A 21,255-nucleotide genomic window follows, 5' to 3' on the forward strand; every position below is an offset into this window, starting at 1 on the left:
AGCGCTTATTCTTGTTGCAACAGCACACGACGATACGCAGCTGGATTCACCTGAGGGATGGTTGAGCCGTATTTGGAGTTAATTCCCTTAATAATTTCATTGGACATGAGGGCGTAGCCGGCGGGCGTCAGGTGCAGCCCGTCGAGGCTATAAACACCGCCTTGTACAAAGGTCGATGAATAGGTTATGCCATTTTGCACCAGGCCCGTTGCCGAGGTGAGCTGGCCCAGAATGGTGTTTGGGTCAATATAAACCAACCCTTTGACATCAGCCTGGGCTTTCATGATGCTATTGTATTCAGCTATTCGGGCATTTAGTGCGGTCACTTCGCCCGCGTCGAGCACAAGCTGTGTAGGCAGGGGATTCAGGGCGCTTAGTCCGTACGGTCCCTGTCTGGTTCCGGCCGTTGTGCTACCAATCTTCGCGTATTCAAGAACGTTCGCCAGCATCAGCAAATCGCCCGTCTGCGTAGCCCGGATACCGCCGGGCGTCTGAACGACCAGCGCCGTGATGGGCGTAGCGGGTTTGACGACGGCGTTAACCGTAGTCAGCACAAGCGGAATGGTGTAGGTAGTAAAAAACGGCGCGGTAGTGATGTTTGGAATACCGATGACTACGCCTTTACGGTTATTCTCCGTCAGTTTGTTGATCATCGCCGTAAAATTCGTGGTGAACGGCGCGGTTTCGGTCATTGGCGATACGCCACCCGACACGGCATACCCCAGCGCATCGTTATTGCCCAGCCAGCAGCTAAAGAAGGTAGCTCCGTTCAGGTTATTGCCGACGTACTGCAGATAAGTTGTTGCGGGAGCTGTGCTGACAAAGCGCTCAAAATACGGGTTACCCTGTGTGGAGCCATAACCGGGTGTCTGGATGTCTGACATACGAATACCCGGAACCCCCAGGTTCTGATTCGCACTGGTAAACGGCGTGAGCAGGGGCGCCCCACCAGTGGTGGTACCACCCCGTGCCGCGCCCGGCGCGACCGCTACAATAGAGGTTGCGAGTGTGGCTGGAGTTGGCACCCGGATCAGCCGTACATAGCCAGAGCCATTGGCCTGCACTTCCGTGAATAACGGCTGGATAAAATCACCCCCGCCAACGGTTTTGAACTGACCCGCCAGGATATTCGGGTAAGACTTGAGCTGGCCTTCGCGGTAGAGGCCATTATCGGCGTAACCAGCCGTGAGCGAATTGCCAACGGCGACGTATTTTGTGAAATCAGCCGTTCCCTTCAACGGCACCAAACCTGCCGCGTTGGGGTCAATGTCATTGTTGTTGCAGGCCGCCATCCCGACCAATGTCGCAATGATCAGCCACCACCGGAACCTTTTGTCAACTTGCATTTAAGATAGATCAGTTGATTCTAAGAAAATAGGAAAATTCATAGAAAAGTCCGCTAAAGTAACGGCTGTTATTCTGATAAGTTTGGTCTTATGAAGGATTTATTACCCACGGCTACGCCTTAAAAACAAAACATTCACGTAACCAATGGGTTGTTCAAACGAATACGTTGGCGGGTTCGCCGACGAATCTGTTTTTACTCATCAAAAAAATCATTCCAAACCATGGGTATTTTATCATTCTTCAAAGGTGTAGGCGAGAAAATATTTCATAAAGAACAGGTAGCAGCACCGGCTGATCCTGCACAGGCTGAAAAGGTAGAGCCGGTACGGGCGCAGGCGCTTCTTGACCACGTAAAGCAACTGGGTCTGGCCTATAATAGCCTGACGATTAAAACCAAGGGAGATACGGTCACCATAACCGGTTCGGTGAAATCGCAGGAAGACGCTGAGAAGATCGCCCTGGCTGTCGGTAACGTAGAAGGCGTGTCGGCAGTTGACAATCAGTTGCAGGTTGACCAGCCAACCCCGGAAGGCAAGTTTTATACAGTGAAGTCGGGGGATACGCTATCGAAGATTTCCAAGGAAGTTTATGGCGACCCGATGAAGTACGGTATCATCTTTGAAGCGAATAAGCCTATGCTGAAAAGCCCCGATCTGATTTATCCCGATCAGGTGCTGCGTATTCCGCAGTTGTAATCAACAGAACTAACACATAGGGTCGGCAGAAAGTAAAGACAATTACTCCACTGAGAGTATCTGGCTTTCCCTTCTGCCGACCCTTAAGTTTTTAGGGGCACGCAGAATAGCCTTTCCGAACATTCGGGCCGGTGCCCGGTTTATGGCTTGTCAACCAACGTATAAGAAATGGCCGTTCATCTATTATCCCTTCTGAGAGAGCAATTCACGCCGACTGTTATTGATCAGCTCAGCGCCGAACTGAACGAAACGCCTGAAAATACGCTCAAAGCGGTCAACGGTGCTGTGCCGGTGCTGCTGGGCGGGCTAACCCGGCGTGTTCAGCACTCGGGCGGGGCATCGTCTATTGTCAGCTTTCTGGACAAGGGCGACTACGGCAAAACTCCTCTGGACGTAGGGCAGGTGACCGATACGCATCAGGAACTGGTCGAATCCAGTGCTGCCGGACGGAATTTTCTGGACAAGGTTTTTGATGATAAGCTTACCCGAACCACTGAGTTGATCGGCACATTCAGCGGTACCAGGCCGCAGTCGGCGCTGACGATTATGGAACTGGCCGGATCGGTTCTGATGGGCATTCTGGGGCGGCAGGAGAAAGAAAAAGGATTAACCGCCGAGAATCTTGAAACGCTCATGCTGGGGCAGGCCTCTGAACTCAGGCAGGCCGTTCCGGGTGGTCTGGACGGGGTCGGCAGCCTGCTCGGTTTTGATGAACTTGTAACGCCCGCTGGTCCACAAACAGAGGTTCAGGGCACCGATAATTTTAGCGGCACCATCATCAACCCCAATATCCCGAAGAGTCCGGAAGGAGAACGTCGACATGAAAATGTCAGATGGCTGCGGTGGGCCATGATTGCCATGGCGATACTGGTGATCGCGCTGGTGGTACAGAAGTGCAGCCAAAACCAGAATGGGATCGACGGCGTCAGCACCGATTCAACCGCCCGTGTTGAATCCAATGCTGTTGAAGATACGTCTGCGCGAACAAAAGAAAGCATTCGGGATGCAAACGGGCAGGTACGCGACTCTACGGCACCCGGCGCGCTCGGTATACGTGACTCATCGGCGATCAAGAATGAATAAGAGACTGGTAGCTAATCCTGGGCTTTAGACCAGGATTAGCTATTCATGGCACGGAATTCCCTAAATCAACTAAGATACTACTGGCTGGCGGCTCTGCTGGCTGGTGCAGGCCTGACGTCTGGAATTGCTCAGGTTAGAAGAAGTCTGAAACCAGCACTGACGAATCGGCTACGGCCGACAGTTCATTTATGGGTCAGCAGGGCGATACCGCAAATTCGTCCAGTATGAATGCCCCACAGAAGGCGCCACCCGTTAGCGCCAGCACGTGCGGAGTGGTAGTGCCAGCCGAGGTGAAAGTAACGCCTAAAGAATAGACTGGCCGGTAAGTCGGCCGGTATTGCCTAACTTGCGGGACTTACAACCCGACCGACTTACTGTTTGTTTTATGTTTGCCGACGCCATTGAGCGCATTGATCCCTTTACCCGTCCTATACATTCGATTGTCCGGCTTTACGGCCATAACGAGATTATACCCGGTTGCGCTACCCTGTTTTTCGTTAACGAAGAGGGATGCGCCATCACCTGTCGGCACGTTGCGGACCTGATTACGTCTGCAGGCACCATTAATGCCCATTACCGCAAATTTAAGGGGGCCCGCCGGGAGGTTCTCAGCGAACGCGATGCCGCCCAGCGCATCAGCCAGTTAGAAACCAGCTATAAGCTTAAATCGGACACCATTATCCAGATTCGCAACACCTTTATTGGGTGCGTCGATCTCTATGAACGGCTGACCATCCATTCACATCCAACGCAGGATCTGGCTCTGTTGCGGTTCGAAGGGTATAACCGGGCCCTGTACCGGTCTCATGCTACGTTCCTGGGCGATACCAGCCGCGTAAAAGCCGGGCGGAGCCTGTGCCGGCTGGGGTACCCGTTTCCCGAATTTACCAACTACCGCTATAACAAAACCGCCGACGAGATCGAGTGGACAACGGAGGGACGAATCAACTCGCCCCGGTTTCCCATCGATGGAATCGTGACGCGCCTGCTGAGTGAAAGTGAAGCTGGTGCCATTACAGGGATTGAAATGAGTACGCCCGGTCTGAAGGGTCAGAGTGGCGGCCCGCTGTTCGATACTAACGGACTGATTTTCGGCATGCAGTCGGCTACGAACCATCTGCATTTAGGATTCGACATCGAAGACCGCGAAGTGCTGGTCAACGGCCGTCGGAGCCGGGTGTCGAACTATCCGTTTCTGAACGTGGGCCAGTGCGTTCACGTAAGCGTGATCAAGGCGTTTCTGCGTGAACACAATGTGAAATTTTACGAAGGTTGAGTTTCCGTTAAGTCGGAGCGGGCTCTGTCGGCTCAGTTCAGAACGCCACAAACGTTGGTTTCGAAGCGTTGGTACTATATTTGAGCGGCCAACGCTCTTTCTATGACCTCACTCTCCGACAATTCCGTTCGGCAAACGTCTCTCGCAGCCGACGCCCTTACGCTGCTTAAGCGGTTAATCGCGACCCCCTCCTTTAGTCGGGAAGAAGACCGGACGGCGGTTTTGCTTGAAGATTTCTTCCGGGTAAAGCAGATTCCGTTGGAGCGGCTGAAAAACAACGTTTGGGCGCGTAATCGTCATTTCGACCCGGCCAAGCCTACCGTGCTGCTCAACTCACACCACGACACCGTTAAGCCCAATAAATCGTGGACGCTGGACCCTTTCGAGCCGCTGGTGGCCGACGGAAAACTGTTTGGTCTGGGTAGTAATGACGCCGGTGGCTGTCTGGTTTCGCTGCTGGCTACCTTCGCTTATTTCTACGATCGGCCAGACATGGCCTACAATATTGTTATGGCCGCTACGGCCGAAGAAGAAATATCGGGTCGCGACGGGCTGGAACTGCTGCTCCCTCATCTGCCGCCAGTGAGCTTTGCCATCGTTGGCGAACCGACCGAGATGGAGCTGGCCATTGCCGAGAAAGGATTGCTGGTGCTGGACTGCACAGCGCACGGCATAAGTGGTCATGCAGCCCGTGAAGAGGGCCACAACGCTATCTATAAGGCAATTCAGGATATCAACTGGCTGACGGCGTATCAGTTCCCTAAAGTGTCGCCCACGCTGGGACCGGTTAAACTGTCGGTAACGATCATCAACTCCGGAACGCAGCATAACGTTGTGCCTGATGCCTGCACCTTTACGGTCGATGTGCGGGTGACAGAGCAGTACACACTCGAAGAAGTGATTGAAACGATCCGGGCTAATATCCAGTCGGAGGTGAAGCCACGCTCGATCCGGCTGAAGCCGTCGAGCATCCCGGCCGATCATCCGATTGTGCAGGCTGGACTCGCGCTGGGTCGGCATACCTACGGTTCGCCCACCACCTCCGACCAGGCCGTACTGAACTGTCCGTCGCTCAAATGTGGTCCCGGACACTCGGGGCGGTCGCACTCGGCCGATGAGTTTATCTATCTGCGCGAAATCGACGAAGGCGTGGATGGGTATATCCGAATGCTGGAGCAGATTCTCTGATTGTCGGGTAAGAAAAGCCAGGGCTAATGCTTTTGCTTACGAACCAATCAGAGGCAGACGCGCTCCGGGCTGCCCGGCTTAACTCAGTCCATTTTTTCTAACCTTACCGGCTTTATGCTCAACTTAAACAGATTCTCTTGGTTAGCGGTCGTTGTGCTGCTCTTGAACGTACTAAATGGTCAATCGTTGTTGGCGCAACGGTCGTTATTCCCGCAAAAGCCGGGTATGGTTTCCTATACCTACCGGAAGAGTTTCGAAAAGAACGTAGCAGCCACGCTCGATACCATCAAGGCGCTGGGTATAACCGACATGGAGTTTTCCAATCTGTTCGGCAAAACGGCCGCTGAACTCCGGAAACTGCTCGATGAGCGGGGAATGCGCTGCTCGTCGTTCGGCATCAACTACGCCGATGCACTCAATAAAACCCAGGAGGTAGGCCAGAATGCCAAAACCCTTGGCGCGAGCTTCGTGCGGGTGGCGTGGGTGCCGCATGATGGCCCCTTTACGCTGAATATGGCCAAAAAAACCGTGGCTGATTTCAACCAGATCGGTAAAAGCCTGAAGGACGACTACGGCCTGACGTTCTGTTACCACAATCATGGTTACGAGTTTCAGCCTTACGAGAAGGGTACTCTCTTCGACTATATCGTTCAGCAGACCGACCCCAGGTATGTGAGCTTTGAGATGGATATTCTATGGACGGTATTTCCGGGGCAGGACCCGGTTGCGCTGCTCAACAAATATCCCAAACGCTTTAAGTTGATGCACCTGAAAGACCTGCGCAAAGGCGTTGTCGGTAATCTGTCAGGCGGCACGCCCGTTGAGAACGATGTTGCGTTGGGCACGGGTCAGATTAACCTGCCCGCCATCTTGAAAGCCGCCCGGAAAGCGGGTATTGAGCACTATTACATCGAGGACGAAAGCCCGAATATTACGACGCAGGTACCGCAGAGTATTGCTTATCTGAGCCGTCTTACTGAGTAACACTTATCTACCAACGAGCAGCGGTCCGAATAAAACGACTGCGCTGGTGTCCAATGAAAAAAATCATTCCATTCACTTTGCTGGCGCTGAGCGGTTTTGCGCAGCCCAAACCCACGCCCCGCCAACTGGCCTGGCAGCCCCTGGAAACAACGGCCTTTCTGCATTTTACAGTCAACACCTTCACCGATAAAGAGTGGGGCGATGGTACCGAAAGCCCCGCTATTTTTAACCCGACCAAACTGGACGCCCGGCAGTGGATTCGGGCGCTGAAAGACGCCGGGTTTAAAATGGCCATCCTGACGGCCAAGCATCACGACGGTTTTTGTCTGTGGCCCTCCAAGATGACTGAGCATTCGGTTAAAAACAGTCCGTGGAAGGAGGGCAAAGGCGATGTGGTGCGCGAGGTGGCGGATGCATGCCGCGAGTTTGGTTTGAAATTCGGCGTCTATCTGTCGCCCTGGGACCGGCACGAACCCCGCTACGGTACGGCTGCCTATAACGATTACTACAAAAGCCAGCTCCGCGAACTCCTGACCAACTACGGCCCTATTTCGGAGGTGTGGTTCGATGGCGCAAAGGGCGAAAACGCCAAGGACATGACCTACGACTTTGACGGGTACTGGGCGTTGGTACGGGAGCTGCAACCGAATGCCGTCCTGTTTTCCGACGCGGGACCCGATGTTCGCTGGGTGGGCAACGAGGCCGGTAACGCGGGCGAAACCTGCTGGTCGACGATCAACACCGAAGGGCTGGCTCCCGGCAAAGCCGATCCCAAGTACCTGAACCGGGGCGACCCAACGGGCAAGCAATGGGTTCCGGCCGAAACCGACGTGTCCATCCGGCCGGGCTGGTTCTATCACCCCGCTGAGGATACCAAAGTTCGTTCGGCCAGCAATCTGGTGAATCTGTATTATCAGTCGGTAGGACGTAACAGTCTGTTACTGCTCAACGTACCGCCGAACCGCGAGGGGTTGCTATCCGAAGCGGACGTAACGAGTCTGCGGGAGTTCCGGCGGATTCTGGACGAAACATTCCGCAAAAACCTGGTTGCGAAGAATCCCAAACTGACGGACAGGCAGCTGGCAACGTTCGTTACGGTATCGGCAACGCAGCCGCTGACGATTGAACTGGGCAGCGAACAAACCTTCGACCGGATTCTGATTCAGGAGAATATTGCCAATGGTCAGCACATTGCCTCAGGGCGGGTCGAACACTGGAACGGCAGCGGCTGGGAACCACTTCAGACCTTTACGACGGTCGGCTACAAGCGGTTGCTTCGCTTTCCGGCGGTTCGCTCGTCAAAAGTCCGGCTTACGGTCACGAACGCCAACGGAACGGTTCAGCTTGCCGAATTTGGTGTCTTCAAGGCATCGGAAGGGGAAGGGAAATAACCAACAAATAGCGTACTTTGCCCGTTAGTTGACAGGCATAGCTGCTCAACGAATGGTTTGTGATTGCCGGTTGATTACGAGCCATAAATTATGAAACCCAAACTCATTATGCTGTATCCGCTTACATTCGAGACCATTTTCAAAGACAAGATCTGGGGTGGCCAGAAAATTAAAACCGTACTGGGAAAGGATTTTTCACCCTTGCCGAACTGTGGTGAGACCTGGGAGGTATCCGACGTAGAAGGCAATGTCTCGATGGTAAAGGAAGGCAGTTTGCAGGGTGAATCGCTGCATGATCTGGTCGTGCAGTACAAAGGTGAACTGGTTGGGCAGCACGTTTACGAAAAATATGGCGACCGATTTCCTCTGCTGGTGAAGTTTATCGATGCCAATGACGATCTCTCGATTCAGGTGCATCCGAACGATGAACTGGCTAAAAAGCGTCATAGCGGGTTCGGTAAGACCGAAATGTGGTATATCATGCAGGCTGACGAAGGCGCTAAGCTGAACTCCGGCTTCAACCGCGAGGTGACAAAAGAGGAATACGTAAAGGCCGTTGCCGACAATACCATCCAGGAGATTCTGAACATTGAACCGGTGCAGCCCGGCGATGTGTTCTTTTTGCCCGCCGGTCGCGTTCATTATATTGGTAAAGGCTTGTTGCTGGCCGAAATTCAGCAGACTTCCGACACGACCTACCGGATTTACGACTTCGACCGCGTGGACTCCACTACCGGCAAGAAGCGCGAACTGCATACCGAACTGGCGGTGGACGCAATCGATTACCATCATTACGATCAGTACAAAACCACCTACGACAGAAAGCTCAACGAAGGCGTAAATGCCGTTAAGTGCGATTATTTCGTAACCAACGTCCTGAATTTCAATCAGGAAGTCGAACACGATTATACGCACATCGACTCGTTTGTTATCCTGATCTGCGTGGCTGGCTCGTTGACAATCAATGCAGAAGGCGGCTATAAAGTCGCGCTGAAAATGGGGCAGTGTGCCTTGATACCGGCTTCAATCAATAACGTTACCCTCGTACCCGATGGCGATATGACGGTACTGGAAACTTACGTACCCTGATAGAGGCCTGCTTAGCTTAGTACCGAGCCTTGTCTGTAAACAAAAACTCCCTGACCGAAACGTTTCGGTCAGGGAGTTTTTGTTTTAATCGTGTATCGTCTTAATGCAGCGTGTTTTTGAGCACCAGAATCCCTGCGCCGGGTTTACGCCATTGATTCATCAAATCGGCATACTGCGGGCTCGTTGGCCGGAAAAATGACCCAAGTAGAATGTCGTCGTCGCCATCCTGATCAATGTCGCCGGCATCCATAGTAAGCCACCGGCCCTGATCGGCTTTGGGGAAAGTGCGTGGCACAAAGCGTAAATTGCCCTGATTCTCGAAATAGATGAAACTCTCGTTCGGCCGGTGTGAAAAGTCGGGGAAGTGGGCGATGGCGGCCATATCCAGATCACCGTCCTGATCGAAATCCCGGATTACGGTCTGTGTAGCGCCGTGCATGGGGTAAAACCACGCCTGCCGGAAGCGGAACTGCCCATCGTTGAGATAGATACGCACACCGTGATATGCTTTCAATACCGGCGAGTAGTCAGCGTTGTCGCCGTTGGTGTAAACCAGGTCCGAGTCGCCGTCGCGGTCAATATCCGTTAGTTCGAGGTAGCTGGAACCATAGACGGACGGAAATCGCAGCACTGTCTGTTTTTGAAACTGACCGTTACGCTGGTTGAGATAAATGGCTACCTGCTCATCGCCTTGCGTCAGCAGCGCCACAACGTCGGGCCATTGATCGTTGTTGGCATCCCGCACAATCACCAGCCGCGCACCCGGCACTGCGTCAAGTACGTGCTCGCGATAGCCGGTTCCCAGCCGTTCATGCCAGGTGAGTTTACCCAGATAATGCCCAAACTGGCAAACCACTACATCCTCACGACCGTCGCGGTTCAGATCGGCTGGCGTGGCCTGAACGGGCCGCAGGAGATTCTGAAGCTGAACCGTCGGGGCCTGACCCGGCCGGGCTATATGACTCCACGCACCCGCTAATTGATCGTTCGGGTTCAGAACACCGGCGGTCAGCAGATTGAAGCTACCATCGCGGTTGGGTTGTATGGCCGTCGGTGGGCTGGACAGACGTAAGGAATCGGTTCGGCGCAGGTTCTGGTCCAGCGAGTAGAGATAACCACGCCGGTCGCCTGCCCAGATTTTATGCGCAACGGAATCGTATTGAAGCAGCGTAACCAGACCATCAACGCCCTGGCCGGTAGAAGGCTGTACCCGAAATAAGGGCAAACCCAGTTGAATCGGCGCATGTGCCGCCTGGGGCTTCGGTTCGTCGGGGGCATTAGTAACGTAATACGACACAATCTTCTGCCAGTCGTCGGCGTGCAGTGTCGGTTTTTCGGGGAAGATGTTCGCGGCTATAATTCGCGTTAGCTCGTCGGTGTTGCTGATGCCCGCCAGGGCGCTCATCTGATTGTTCGACTGTCCCATCCGAAGCGCCATTTGGGGTAAGACACCCTTCTGCCAGGTCGCTTTGTCGAGCATCGCCGGATCGGGTGCCAGATGGCAGCTACCACAATAAGTCTGGCTCAGTTGCTGACCCGTCAATTGCGTAGGAGCAGGCGGGGCTGATGTGGCTGACGTTTCGGTTGAAGAGGACGACTGACAGGCGACAAAACAGGAAAGGCTGACAAGAAGAGCTGTCAGACGCAGAAAAAACATAGCTGGCAATTTTCACAAAAATACCTAAAAGGCAGATGCTTTTAGCCGCTTCTTCTCATTTATACATAGGTTGCCTGAGTAGACAAATTTTCCTGTTAAATAAGACAAAACGAAGTTTATTCGGGGAGGGGCGCTTCGCCGTTGGCTCACTTGATAGTAACCGATTCGGCTGAAAATGATGTTTTAGTGTTTCAACAGATACACTAACGAGTAAGTAAGAAATTCTCTTACTTGACTACACGCGCATGATGAATAATGTTTACCAGGGAGTTCATTCAACCACAACTCATTATCCCGGCAGTATCCCATTAGAATTGTGGGGAGGGATTGAATGTACGGTTAACCGCATTGGAGAAGTATATCAGGATCAGTTAATACGGAATGGGCATCATGACCGATTAAAGGATTTAGATGAAATAGCGGCTTTGGGAATCCGGACGCTGCGCTATCCACTGCTTTGGGAACGAACAGCTCCTGAATGTCTGGCGAAACCCGACTGGCACTGGGCTGATGAGCGAATGGCGCACCTGCGCCAGCTGTCAATCCGTCCGATTGTTGGTTTGGTTCATCACGGCTGCGGGCCACGATATGCTACCTTCAATACGCCCCGGTTTGAAACAGAGCTGGCTCATTACGCCCGGCAGGTTGCCGAGCGGTATCCGTGGGTAGATGCCTATACGCCCATCAATGAACCACTGACGACAGCCCGCTTTTCTGGCTTATATGGCCACTGGTACCCGCATGAGCGTTCTGATCGTCAGTTTGTTGCCATACTTCTGCGGGAGTGCCGGGCTACGGTGCTGGCTATGCGTGCCATTCGGACGGTTCGCCCCGATGCAAAACTTATTCAGACAGAAGACCTGGGGCAGACCCACTGCATGCCAGAACTACAATACCAGGCTGATTTTGAAAACCACCGACGCTGGCTAACCTGGGATCTGCTATGTGGTAGCGTAACGCCCCAACATCCGCTCTGGAAATACCTGCGACGGGCCGGAGCGTCGGAGCAGGAGTTATGGTATCTGGTAGAGAATGCCAGTCCGCCGTATATGCTCGGCGTAAACCATTACGTAACCAGTGAGCGATATCTTTACTGCGCTACAGCAAATCAGCAGAAGGGTAGTAAGTCCGTTCGGTACCATGATACAGAAGTTGTCCGGGCTGCGCCCGAGCTACGGGTGGGTATCAGCGGATTACTCACGCAGGCAGCCCAGCGCTATGGCTTACCTATCGCCGTTACCGAAGCTCATCTGGGTTGCACTCCCGATGAGCAGATGCGCTGGCTGGGCGAAGTCTGGCAGCAGGCCGAACAGGTTCGGACCGAAGGTGTCGATGTGCGGGCAGTTACGGTATGGGGTATGCTGGGCCTCTACGACTGGCATTGTTTGCTAACTCGGTGTGAGAATCATTACGAACCGAGTGTGTTTGACGTTCGGACTGGGAAGCTTCAGCGGACCGAACTGGCCGCTATGGTTGAGGGGCTGGCGGCCTGCCGACCAGTCAGTGAACTGATCCCGGATGGCTTAGGCTGGTGGCAGACAGAAGCTACGCTGGCTACGGTCTAAGCGTAGTTAGTAAGTGTATCGGGTTGGTTAAAAGCCGTATTTCCTGGATTCAGAAGGCTGACCGTAGTTCAGGGCAAAGAGTTTTTACGCCTGCTTGTCGTCGGGTTACCGAATGAGCCCAAAAATTGCGTTGCTTTGAAGCTCGGTAATCCTTTTTTCTGCCATGACCTGTTTTGTTGGTGTTGACGTTGGAACAACCAATGTGAAAGCTTTAGCCATGCCGCCTGATCTGAGCCAGATTCTGGCCCACGCGTCGGTTCCGCTGACAACACTCAACCCCGAACCGAACTATGCCGAGCAGGACCCGGCCGAAATCTGGTCAGCCTTCCAGCAGGTCATGTCGGAGGTGAGCCGGGAAACCGCTAAGGCTGGACATACCATTACGCATATCGCTTTCAGCACCGCTATGCATAGCCTGCTGCCAATGGACAGCGAAGGCAATCCGCTGGGTAACGTTATCCTTTGGTCCGACAATCGCGCCGACGCGCAGGCGACCGAACTCCGAACCACGCAGGCTGACGTTGGTAAAGCAATTTATGAGTCGACGGGTACGCCAATTCACCCGATGATTCCGCTTTGTAAACTCGCCTGGCTTAAAGAAAATGATCCGCGGGTATTACGGCGCACCGCGCGCTTCGGCTCGGTGAAGGAGTTTTTATGGACAAAGCTAACAGGGGAGTTTGAGGTGGATTATTCCATTGCTACGGCTACGGGTCTTTTTGATGCAGCCAACCGCCAGTGGAACGAGCAGGCCATGACTTACGCGGGTGTGCGGGATAATCAGCTCGCGCAGCCGGTACCCACAACGCACCAGCGCCCTTATCGCCCGGCTACAGACGCAGATACGCTGGATTTGCCGGAAGGTGTATCACTGCTGATTGGTGCATCAGACGGCTGTCTGGCCAACCTTGGCGCCGGAGCGATCAAGCCGGGTATAGCTACCCTGACGATTGGCACCAGCGGAGCCATTCGCCAAACGGTACAGAAACCCCTTCGCGACGAACAGGGGCGGCTGTTCTGCTATATTCTGGATGAAGGCCATTACGTGGTCGGGGGACCTACCAACAACGGGGGTAACGTGCTGGAATGGGTTACCGAAAAATTGGTCCAGCAGCCGACCGAAACCGTACTGGCTGCAGCCGAAACGATCGCCCCCGGCTCGGATGGCCTCCTGTTTTTGCCTTACCTACAGGGCGAACGCGCGCCCCTTTGGGACGCCAACGTGCGCGGAGCTTACCAGCAGGTCGACTGGCAGCACACGCAGGCCCACTTTATTCGGGCCGCTTTAGAAGGTGTGTTGTTTAATCTGCTCAGCATCAACGAGCTGTTAACAAGGCATACCGGACCGGCATGGGTTATTCATGCCAATGGCGGCTTTGCAAAGTCAGCATTCTGGGTGCAGATGCTGGCCGATATTGCAGGTATTCCGGTCCGGCTCAATGCCAGTAATGAAAGTGGCTCTATGGGCGCTATCCTGCTGACAATGAAAGCCATTGGGCAGGTGAAATCGCTGGAAGAAGCCGCCAGACGTGTTCAGTTTGGCGAAACCTTCGAACCCGATGCTGATCGCTATAAAGCGTATCAGGTTGCCTTCCGGAATTGGAAGAAAGCAATGGAACATCTCTGAACTACCACCGAACCTGCCCGTCGCCTACGACAATCCATTTTTCGGTCACCAGCTTCTCCAGCGCAAAAGGCCCGCGGGCGTGGAGTTTTTGGGTTGAAATACCAATTTCAGCCCCCAGACCAAAACAGCCGCCATCGGTAAAGCGCGTCGACGCGTTGGCGTACACAGCAGCCGCATCAACTTCGCGCAGAAACTGGTCAATGATTGGCTGGTTCTGCGAGATGATAGCTTCAGAATGGCGGGACGAGTAAGCCTGAATATGCGACAGGGCTTCGTCGAGGCTCGAGACAACCTTCACGGCGCATTTGTAATCTAGAAATTCGCGCCCAAAATCCTCAGACCGGGCGGCCTGCAGATTTGAATAGCCGGCCTGCTGGAATAGGGTATAGGCGCGTTCGTCGGCGAACACCTCAACGTTCCATTTCGTAAACTCATCCGTCAGCATCGGCAGAAACTGTCCGGCTACCCCTTCATCGACCAGCACGCAGTCGAGGGAGTTGCAGACCGAAGGCCGCGAAACTTTCGCATTCACGACAATGGCCGCGGCTTTCGTCAGATCGGCCGAGGTTTCAACGTAGGTATGGCAAACGCCCGCACCGGTCTCAATAGTCGGCACGAGCGAGTTTTTACGGACAAACTGAATCAGCGACTCCGAGCCACGGGGAATGATGATGTCAACGTAACGCGTTGCGGTCAGCAGTTCGTTAACCACGGCCCGGTCGGGTGGCAGCAGCGTTACGGCCGCCTTGGGAACCCCAAACTCCATCAGTACGTCCTGAATCAGACCGACGAGGTAGCGGTTTGAAAAGTCAGCTTCTTTGCCGCCTTTCAGCACGCAGGCATTACCCGAACGCAGACAGAGTGATGCCACATCGACCGTTACGTTGGGCCGGGCTTCATAAATAACCCCGACGACGCCCAGCGGCACGGCAATTTTTTTAAGTTTCAACCCCTGCTCAATGGTCCGCTCCAAAACGACCTCGCCAGCCGGATCAGGCAGTATGGCCACCTCCCGCAGGCTTTGAGCGAGACCCGCCACGCGGCTTTCTGTCAGTTTTAGCCGGTCGTACTTAGGGTCGGCTATATCCATCCGGTCGAGATCCTTCTGGTTCTCGGCGACAATATTGGTCGTATGGGCCGTCAGCACATCGGCGAGCCGGTTGAGCAGATCGGTCTTGCGGTCGGCGCTTAGCCGCCGAACGGCCGCAGCCGCCTGTTGCGTTGCCTGAAGAAGAGGAGTAATGGGGGTCATAATCACAAAACTACAATATCATTTGCATTTGCCACCTCAACGTTTTGCTGATTAAGCTGTTGCGTCAGCATTTCGGACGAAATCCGGACGCGGGCAATGGCTACGGCGGCATCCTGCTCGTCCCAGATCTCGACCATCTCACCGGCCGTAAATTCGCCCAGCACGGCCTGCACACCCACCGCCAGCAGACTCCGTCGTTGCTGCAGCGCCCGCACAGCACCCGCATCGACCCGGATTCGCCCGACAACCAGACTCCCGCTGCCGAGCCACCGGTTCCGGGCCGATAGCGAGGTAGGCTGCGCGGTGAACTCAGTGCCAATTTCACCCCGTAATGCGCGTTCAAGACTATTTGATTCGTTCAGGCCGAAGATGATAACCCGAATACCCATGCGGGTTGCCAGCTTGGCGAAGGTTAGTTTGGAAGCCATCCCTCCGAGACCCAGTGAGGATTTATCCGTTCGGACAACCCCGAAAATTTCCTCGTTGAAGCGTGTTACCTGCCGGATAATCTGGCCATCGGCATCCAGCAACCCACCCACCGAGGTGCATAGCATCAGCGCTTTGGCACCAAAGCCTACCGCAATGAGCGTGGCTAGTTCGTCATTGTCCGAAAACTTCAGTTCACGGTTGCTCACTACGTCGTTTTCATTGGCAATTGGAATAATGCCATTAGCCCAGAGTTCGTCGTAGGTTTGCTTGAGTTGCAGAAACTGGTCACGGTTGGCAAAGTGGTGGCGTTCGCAGAGACTCTGCGCAATCGAAATGCCGTAAATGGAAAAAAAGCGCGAATACTGATTCAGCAACAGAAGATTGCCAACGGCCGCAGCCGCTTTACGCTGGGTGATGTCGCCCCGGTAATCGCGGATAAGACTCTTGCCTGCGCCAACCGCGCCGGAAGAAACCAGCACAATCCGGTAATGCGGATGGAGAGCCGCCACCTGCCGGGCAATGTCGACCATGATAGGTTCGTTGGGCTCGCCGGTTGGCTTTGTAATCGAAGCAGTACCGAATTTAAGGACAAGAACGGGTTTGTTCATGCCGGCAAAGATAACGCATGCATCCGAGAGCCGCGTGTTACCTGAGTTGTTCTTACAGGGCTAGCCATTTGTCTGGTGAACTCACCCAGAATGGGTGCACCGTCAGTTCAGTCATTCGCGTGGTTTTTGAAGAGATGCTCCAGAACGGGTTCGGTGAAGCGGGCCTTCTTCCGTATGGCGACTTTAAGCTGGCGCAGATATTCGGCTTTGGGAATCTCGATCGCCCCGTATCGCCGGACGTTATCATTGATAAACTGTGTATCGAGCAGGTCGAACTGCTGCTCCCGGAGCGTCATAATCAGGTGGTGAAAGGCTACTTTCGATGCATTGCTGACGTGATAAAACATGGATTCGCCAAAAAACGCGGCCCCAATCGAAACGCCATACAATCCGCCAACCAATTGGTTATCCAGATAGGTTTCGACGCTATGGGCCAGACCCAGGCGGTGCAGGTCGGTATAGGCGTCAATAATCTCGTCGGAAATCCAGGTGCTGTCGTCGGCCGAACGGGGAAACGAGCAGTGGCGCATGACCTGTTCAAAATCGGCATTAACGCGAATCTCAAACCGATTCTGATTCAGCACGGGCCGAAGGGAACGAGCGGGCTTATAGGAATCAATAGGAATGACGGCGCGGGGGTCGGGTGCGTACCAGTATAAGGTCCCGTCCGCGTCGGCCATGGGAAAGATGCCATTGATATACCCATAAATCAAATCGTCGGCGGTAAGCTTGCTCATGAATCTCTGGGCTGCGTCTTCCAACAAATATAGAAAAATAGTTGATAGTGGCTAGTTTAGGGCATAATCTGGTAACAACATGGGGTTGTTTATTGATGGACTGGCTGGATGCAGGTTTGCCCGACGCTGGAAAACCAGATTAAACCAAACCCTTTTTCGTCTGTCGAACGTTTATCAGAAAACATTCACAACCTGACATGAAAAAAGGACTCATTTTGCTGCTGGCCCTACCCTTGCTGTTCAGCCAGTGCGGAGTAAATAAACAGCTTTCGCAGGCGAAAGCGCTCGGCGACTGCCGGTACTCGATTGCCTCGGCCGACAGCGTTTACCTGGCTGGGGTCGACATTCGGCAGTTTCGTAAACTTGAGGATATCAACCCGGCCCGGTTTCCACGACTGGCGGCTGGTCTGCTAACCCGTAACGTGCCGCTGGACGCCCGGATCAATCTTGAGATTACGAACCCGACCAATAAGCTGGCCGGGATTAATCAGCTGGAATACCGGGTGTTGCTGGCTGGGCAGGAATTGTTCAATGGATTTCTGAACCAGCGGATAGAGGTGCAGCCCGGCGGTGGCAAAACGCAGGTGCCAGTGCGGATCAGTGCCAATGCGTATCAACTGTTTACGGACCCTAAAACCCGTGACTCCTTTACGCAACTGGTTCAGAATATGTCTGGCAATGCCGATGCAAAACCGTCGAAGCTGACCATCAAGATCAAGCCAACACTGGGGTTAGGCAGTAAACAGATTAATTACCCCGGCTATATCACCGTTGATCAGGAGGTAACTAATAAAATTCTGCTCGGTAGCTAGAAAGAATTGATTCGCATTCAGTAGCATTTTGTTTGCCCCGGCTTTAAAGACCGGGGCAATTTTTTGTCTGCCTCTTAATTTGTACGGTCTCCTAATCTGATAAAACTCGCTTTTTATGCGCCGAATCCTGCTGACCCTCCTGCTGGCGGCTTCAACAATACTTGCTGAAGCTCAGACGAACGCCATAAAAATCACCCATGACGAAGCCAGAAAGCGCGTTGACGTCACGGTTGATGGCAAACCTTTTACGGCCTATATCTACCCCGGCCCAACGGTTCTTAAGAAGCCGGTGCTCTATCCTATTCTGTCGGCGGGCGGTAACCCCATTACGCGGGGCTGGCCGCTCGACCCCCGGCCCGGCGAGCGGGTTGACCATCCGCACCACGTGGGTATGTGGTTCAACTACGGCGATGTGAATGGACACGACTTCTGGAACAACTCCACCGACATCGGACCGGAACATAAAGGACCATTCGGGACAATTGTGCACACGGGAATTACGTCTACCAAAAACGGCAAAGGTCAGGGCGAACTGGTCGTTACAGCCGACTGGCTCGATAAGGACGGCAACGTGATGCTTCAGGAAACCACCACGTTTCAGTTCCGGGCGGACGCCAACAGTCGCACTATCGACCGTATTACGTCGCTCAAAGCCGGTCCGAAGGATGTCGTGTTCAAAGACAACAAAGAAGGGATGATTGCCGTACGGATGGCGCGTCAGCTAGAGATGCCGTCGACCAAACCGGAAGTGTTTACCGACGCACAGGGCGTGGCTACCAAGGTGCCGGCCATGAATAACGCGGGCGTTACGGGCATGTACCACAGCAGCGAAGGCGTCGAGGGCGACGCTGTCTGGGGAACCCGCGGGCGCTGGGTCAACCTGACCGGAACGCTGGGCAGCGAACCGGTATCAGTTGTTCTGATTGACCATCCGCAGAACGTTGGCTATCCAACTTACTGGCACGCCCGGGGTTATGGGCTTTTTGCGGCTAACCCGCTTGGCCCTTCTGTCTTATCAAGCGGTAAAGCGCCAGCTATGAACTATACTCTTCCGTCCGGGAAATCTGTTACGTTCCGGTATCGGTTGCTGATCGCATCCGGCAATATGCCCGAAGCGGCTATTAATCAACGTTTAAGCGATTTTTCAAACCTGTAGCCGGTAAACAGGAAAGGGTATTGGCATATTTATTGTTTGACTTGCTCGTCAGTACGCCTTATTACTGAGAGAGTATGCCTGTTATCCATACTAGTGCATTTATTTCGATTCCCCGGTTAATAATCCTGACCTGGCTGGTAGCCACCGGATCAGGATTAGCTCAGCCCCGAGCCCTGAAGTCAGTTCTAACGGCTCGGCAGGCTGCGTTTGTGCCCAAGAATCCGCCCATAGCAGCTTTTAATGGATTACAGACGATTCAGAATGAACGGGTGAAGGTAGGGGTAGATTCCCGTTACGGCGGAGCTATCACCTATCTCTCGTTCATCGATGGGCCCAATATGGTCAACAATGTTGATCTGGGTCGACAGATTCAGATTGGTTTGTACAGCGGCCCTAATCCATACACCGAAACGGGAAAGCAGCCCGATCCAGGCTGGTATGGACTGGGCTGGAACCCCATTCAGGCGGGCGATCTCTACGGCAATGCTTCCAACGTACTGGCGTTTGAAAAGCAGGATAATCTGTTATACGTTAAAACGCAGCCGCGTCATTTTCCGCTGAACGACGTCTTGGGCGAATCTTTCATTGAGCAATGGATCCGGCTGGAAAACAACGTCGTCAAGGTGCATGCTAAGGTGACCTTTTTCCGATCCGACAAGGTGCAATACGAAGCCCGTCAGCAGGAGATGCCCTGCGTTTATCTAAACGGGCCCTACCACAATCTATACGCTTACACGGGCGGCAGTCCATACACCTATGATGGCCTGACGCAGCTTCGGCCGCCTATCCCGTTCGGCGATATTTTCCCTACCGAACCCTGGATGGCGGCTACCGACGACAGTGGATTCGGCGTTGGTTTGTTTGCGGCTAATAATTACGACTGGAAAAAAGGTTATTTCGGCAGCGATCTGGCCGGGGATGAGTTGAGCAACGACGCGTCTTACATTGCCTCAACGAACTACGTTGTTCTCGATCATAACGTCAATCACGAATGGGATTACGAACTGGTGGTTGGGCATCTCAATGAGATTCGGTCCTATATGTACGCAAAGCCGCGTCCGTTAGCCGGGCCAAACTACCGCTTCGACACCTCGCGCCAGGGCTGGCATTATTTTAACGCAACGGATTCGGGCTGGCCTATCCAGGGAAACCTGACTGTTGAACTGAAAAACAAACAGCGCGACATGATTCAGTCGCCTGCTTTTTTCTGGAAGGGAAGCAATAACCGGAAGCTATTTCTGCGGGCTGCTTTCAAGACCCAGCACGATAAGTTCCGGTTTTCCTGGCGTAAATCCGAGGATATGACCATGTACCGGCACGACGACCGCTATCTGGATTTTGCCATCATCAACGACGGCCAGTTCCATACCTACGAAATTGATTTGAGCCAGAAAGCGGGCTGGATTGACAGTAATATTGGTCAGGTTGAGTTTCGTCCTTTGCCTAATGGCCCCGATATCAACGGCTGGGTTAAGATTGAATGGCTAGCCACCAGAATGGAGGGCCCAGATACGGAAGCCATACAGCCGCCACTCGACATTCCACCGGTTTCGGCATTACCTGCGAAACCAACTGAAATGAGCTGCACGGCTTGTGTAGAGCTGAAACTACAACAGACTCGCTTTGCCCGGGGGCCGCGCAGCACGACACAGCAGGGGCGTTAGCCAACTCAAAAACTAAACGAGGCCAGGGTTGTTCTCTGGCCTCGTTTAGTTTTTGAGCTATTAATTCAAATGCACCAGCGCCGAGCGGTACACCCGACCTTCGAGCGAATCCATCCATGAGCGCAGTGTATCATTTTCATGGGAAGCGCGTTTCAGCTCAGTATCAATCTGACGCAGCAGGAAAAATAGCTGATGAACGTGAAGCCACTGCTGATGCAGACGATCCGGATCTTCTGGCACCAGCGCCTGTTTCCGAGCTTCCTGCGTCAACTGGCGCAGGCTCATTTTAAGGTGGTAACGCAGCATCATCAGGCGGCTGGCCATTGGTAATTCAGCCGGATCACGTTCCATATGCGAAATTCCTTTCGCCAGGACGTTATTACGCTGTTGAAGCTGATCGGAAACAATCATCCAGGCATGTTCGGCGCGGAGCGACTCATAGGTGATGGTTCTCATGGCGTTTAGTACAATACGGTTTGCAAACAAATATACAAATCTGACCGACTTTCCAATAGGTCGTTTCTTGGTTTTGGCAAATTTTAATTTGTTAAACGGTAGGTTTGCCAATCATTAGACAAGAATAGTCCTATTGCGTTTAATCCGGTACCGAAAAAATATTGACAGTCAGCATCTTCGATAAGTGAAATGCGCGCACCAGCTGATTCCAGATCGCCGGGTGAGTTTTCGGCAAACCA

General features: G+C 53.5%; 18 protein-coding genes. 12 read left to right on the top strand and 6 right to left on the bottom strand.

From position 1 onward, the window contains the following. Nucleotides 1-5 precede the first annotated feature (5 nt). A complete protein-coding gene (locus HNV11_RS05300; protein ID WP_171738678.1) occupies nt 6-1,346 on the bottom strand; it encodes an SGNH/GDSL hydrolase family protein in 1,341 nt (446 codons plus the stop codon). A 222-nt stretch (nt 1,347-1,568) separates the two neighbouring features. Here HNV11_RS05300 and lysM point away from each other — a divergent pair, with 222 nt between their 5' ends. The 7 genes from lysM to HNV11_RS05335 all read left to right on the top strand — a co-directional run bounded on the left by lysM (nt 1,569) and on the right by HNV11_RS05335 (nt 9,053). Next, on the top strand, nt 1,569-2,042 hold the full coding sequence (lysM, locus tag HNV11_RS05305) for a peptidoglycan-binding protein LysM (protein ID WP_171738679.1): 474 nt from the start codon (nt 1,569-1,571) through the stop codon (nt 2,040-2,042). A 168-nt stretch (nt 2,043-2,210) separates the two neighbouring features. Continuing rightward, nucleotides 2,211-3,125 (top strand): DUF937 domain-containing protein, encoded by a 915-nt coding sequence (locus HNV11_RS05310; RefSeq protein WP_171738680.1) that lies wholly within the window; start codon nt 2,211-2,213, stop codon nt 3,123-3,125. A 385-nt stretch (nt 3,126-3,510) separates the two neighbouring features. Beyond that, nucleotides 3,511-4,401, top strand: a complete 891-nt coding sequence (locus HNV11_RS05315) for a S1 family peptidase (protein WP_171738681.1) — start codon at nt 3,511-3,513, stop codon at nt 4,399-4,401. Nucleotides 4,402-4,503: 102 nt separating this feature from the next. Next, nucleotides 4,504-5,589 carry a M20 family metallo-hydrolase gene (locus tag HNV11_RS05320; protein WP_171738682.1) on the top strand — a complete coding sequence of 362 codons (1,086 nt, stop codon included), beginning with the start codon at nt 4,504-4,506 and terminating at the stop codon, nt 5,587-5,589. Nucleotides 5,590-5,703: 114 nt separating this feature from the next. Further along, nucleotides 5,704-6,573 (top strand): sugar phosphate isomerase/epimerase family protein, encoded by an 870-nt coding sequence (locus HNV11_RS05325; protein WP_171738683.1) that lies wholly within the window; start codon nt 5,704-5,706, stop codon nt 6,571-6,573. Between the two features lie 53 nt (nt 6,574-6,626). Beyond that, entirely contained in the window at nt 6,627-7,964 is a 1,338-nt protein-coding gene (locus tag HNV11_RS05330) for an alpha-L-fucosidase (protein WP_171738684.1), read from the top strand. A 108-nt stretch (nt 7,965-8,072) separates the two neighbouring features. Then, a complete protein-coding gene (locus HNV11_RS05335; RefSeq protein ID WP_171742068.1) occupies nt 8,073-9,053 on the top strand; it encodes a type I phosphomannose isomerase catalytic subunit in 981 nt (326 codons plus the stop codon). Nucleotides 9,054-9,153: 100 nt separating this feature from the next. Here HNV11_RS05335 and HNV11_RS05340 read toward each other — a convergent pair whose 3' ends face one another. Next, entirely contained in the window at nt 9,154-10,710 is a 1,557-nt protein-coding gene (locus tag HNV11_RS05340; RefSeq protein WP_171738685.1) for an FG-GAP repeat domain-containing protein, read from the bottom strand. A 245-nt stretch (nt 10,711-10,955) separates the two neighbouring features. Here HNV11_RS05340 and HNV11_RS05345 point away from each other — a divergent pair, with 245 nt between their 5' ends. Both HNV11_RS05345 and HNV11_RS05350 read left to right on the top strand, forming a co-directional pair. Further along, complete coding sequence (locus tag HNV11_RS05345) at nt 10,956-12,275, top strand: family 1 glycosylhydrolase (RefSeq protein WP_317168070.1); 1,320 nt, start codon at nt 10,956-10,958, stop codon at nt 12,273-12,275. 163 nt (nt 12,276-12,438) lie between these two features. Then, nucleotides 12,439-13,902 (top strand): gluconokinase, encoded by a 1,464-nt coding sequence (locus tag HNV11_RS05350; protein ID WP_171738686.1) that lies wholly within the window; start codon nt 12,439-12,441, stop codon nt 13,900-13,902. Between the two features lies 1 nt (nt 13,903). Here HNV11_RS05350 and HNV11_RS05355 read toward each other — a convergent pair whose 3' ends face one another. The 3 genes from HNV11_RS05355 to aat all read right to left on the bottom strand — a co-directional run bounded on the left by HNV11_RS05355 (nt 13,904) and on the right by aat (nt 16,928). Beyond that, nucleotides 13,904-15,154 (bottom strand): glutamate-5-semialdehyde dehydrogenase, encoded by a 1,251-nt coding sequence (locus HNV11_RS05355; RefSeq protein ID WP_171738687.1) that lies wholly within the window; start codon nt 15,152-15,154, stop codon nt 13,904-13,906. Between the two features lie 2 nt (nt 15,155-15,156). Continuing rightward, nucleotides 15,157-16,191, bottom strand: a complete 1,035-nt coding sequence (gene proB, locus HNV11_RS05360) for a glutamate 5-kinase (protein ID WP_171738688.1) — start codon at nt 16,189-16,191, stop codon at nt 15,157-15,159. A gap of 107 nt (nt 16,192-16,298) precedes the next feature. Next, complete coding sequence (aat, locus tag HNV11_RS05365; protein WP_171738689.1) at nt 16,299-16,928, bottom strand: leucyl/phenylalanyl-tRNA--protein transferase; 630 nt, start codon at nt 16,926-16,928, stop codon at nt 16,299-16,301. 197 nt (nt 16,929-17,125) lie between these two features. Here aat and HNV11_RS05370 point away from each other — a divergent pair, with 197 nt between their 5' ends. From HNV11_RS05370 to HNV11_RS05380, 3 genes are all read left to right on the top strand, one after another. Next, nucleotides 17,126-17,740: a hypothetical protein gene (locus HNV11_RS05370; RefSeq protein WP_171738690.1), complete on the top strand. Its 615-nt coding sequence runs from the start codon at nt 17,126-17,128 to the stop codon at nt 17,738-17,740. A 115-nt stretch (nt 17,741-17,855) separates the two neighbouring features. Then, nucleotides 17,856-18,896 carry a DUF6807 domain-containing protein gene (locus HNV11_RS05375; protein WP_171738691.1) on the top strand — a complete coding sequence of 347 codons (1,041 nt, stop codon included), beginning with the start codon at nt 17,856-17,858 and terminating at the stop codon, nt 18,894-18,896. Nucleotides 18,897-18,970: 74 nt separating this feature from the next. Next, entirely contained in the window at nt 18,971-20,560 is a 1,590-nt protein-coding gene (locus HNV11_RS05380) for a hypothetical protein (RefSeq protein WP_171738692.1), read from the top strand. 60 nt (nt 20,561-20,620) lie between these two features. On the opposite strand, the gene HNV11_RS05385 is transcribed toward HNV11_RS05380, so the two are convergent. Further along, the gene (locus HNV11_RS05385) at nt 20,621-21,016 is read right to left on the bottom strand and encodes a hypothetical protein (RefSeq protein WP_171738693.1); all 396 of its coding nucleotides are present in this window, start codon (nt 21,014-21,016) and stop codon (nt 20,621-20,623) included. Nucleotides 21,017-21,255 lie beyond the last annotated feature (239 nt).

The sequence above is a fragment of the Spirosoma taeanense genome (assembly GCF_013127955.1).
In the GTDB taxonomy this organism is placed as follows: Bacteria; Bacteroidota; Bacteroidia; order Cytophagales; family Spirosomataceae; genus Spirosoma; species Spirosoma taeanense.

Bases quoted from the DNA above. Each gene is read 5' to 3' on its own strand.
- HNV11_RS05320 (WP_171738682.1), top strand. From the start codon at position 4,504: ATGACCTCACTCTCCGACAATTCCGTTCGGCAAACGTCTCTCGCAGCC.
- HNV11_RS05355 (WP_171738687.1), bottom strand. From the start codon at position 15,154: ATGACCCCCATTACTCCTCTTCTTCAGGCAACGCAACAGGCGGCTGCG.
- HNV11_RS05315 (WP_171738681.1), top strand. From the start codon at position 3,511: ATGTTTGCCGACGCCATTGAGCGCATTGATCCCTTTACCCGTCCTATA.
- HNV11_RS05340 (WP_171738685.1), bottom strand. From the start codon at position 10,710: ATGTTTTTTCTGCGTCTGACAGCTCTTCTTGTCAGCCTTTCCTGTTTT.
- HNV11_RS05375 (WP_171738691.1), top strand. From the start codon at position 17,856: ATGCGCCGAATCCTGCTGACCCTCCTGCTGGCGGCTTCAACAATACTT.
- proB (WP_171738688.1), bottom strand. From the start codon at position 16,191: ATGAACAAACCCGTTCTTGTCCTTAAATTCGGTACTGCTTCGATTACA.
- HNV11_RS05385 (WP_171738693.1), bottom strand. From the start codon at position 21,016: ATGAGAACCATCACCTATGAGTCGCTCCGCGCCGAACATGCCTGGATG.
- lysM (WP_171738679.1), top strand. From the start codon at position 1,569: ATGGGTATTTTATCATTCTTCAAAGGTGTAGGCGAGAAAATATTTCAT.
- HNV11_RS05330 (WP_171738684.1), top strand. From the start codon at position 6,627: ATGAAAAAAATCATTCCATTCACTTTGCTGGCGCTGAGCGGTTTTGCG.
- HNV11_RS05310 (WP_171738680.1), top strand. From the start codon at position 2,211: ATGGCCGTTCATCTATTATCCCTTCTGAGAGAGCAATTCACGCCGACT.
- HNV11_RS05350 (WP_171738686.1), top strand. From the start codon at position 12,439: ATGACCTGTTTTGTTGGTGTTGACGTTGGAACAACCAATGTGAAAGCT.
- HNV11_RS05325 (WP_171738683.1), top strand. From the start codon at position 5,704: ATGCTCAACTTAAACAGATTCTCTTGGTTAGCGGTCGTTGTGCTGCTC.
- HNV11_RS05370 (WP_171738690.1), top strand. From the start codon at position 17,126: ATGAAAAAAGGACTCATTTTGCTGCTGGCCCTACCCTTGCTGTTCAGC.
- HNV11_RS05335 (WP_171742068.1), top strand. From the start codon at position 8,073: ATGCTGTATCCGCTTACATTCGAGACCATTTTCAAAGACAAGATCTGG.
- HNV11_RS05300 (WP_171738678.1), bottom strand. From the start codon at position 1,346: ATGCAAGTTGACAAAAGGTTCCGGTGGTGGCTGATCATTGCGACATTG.
- HNV11_RS05345 (WP_317168070.1), top strand. From the start codon at position 10,956: ATGATGAATAATGTTTACCAGGGAGTTCATTCAACCACAACTCATTAT.
- aat (WP_171738689.1), bottom strand. From the start codon at position 16,928: ATGAGCAAGCTTACCGCCGACGATTTGATTTATGGGTATATCAATGGC.
- HNV11_RS05380 (WP_171738692.1), top strand. From the start codon at position 18,971: ATGCCTGTTATCCATACTAGTGCATTTATTTCGATTCCCCGGTTAATA.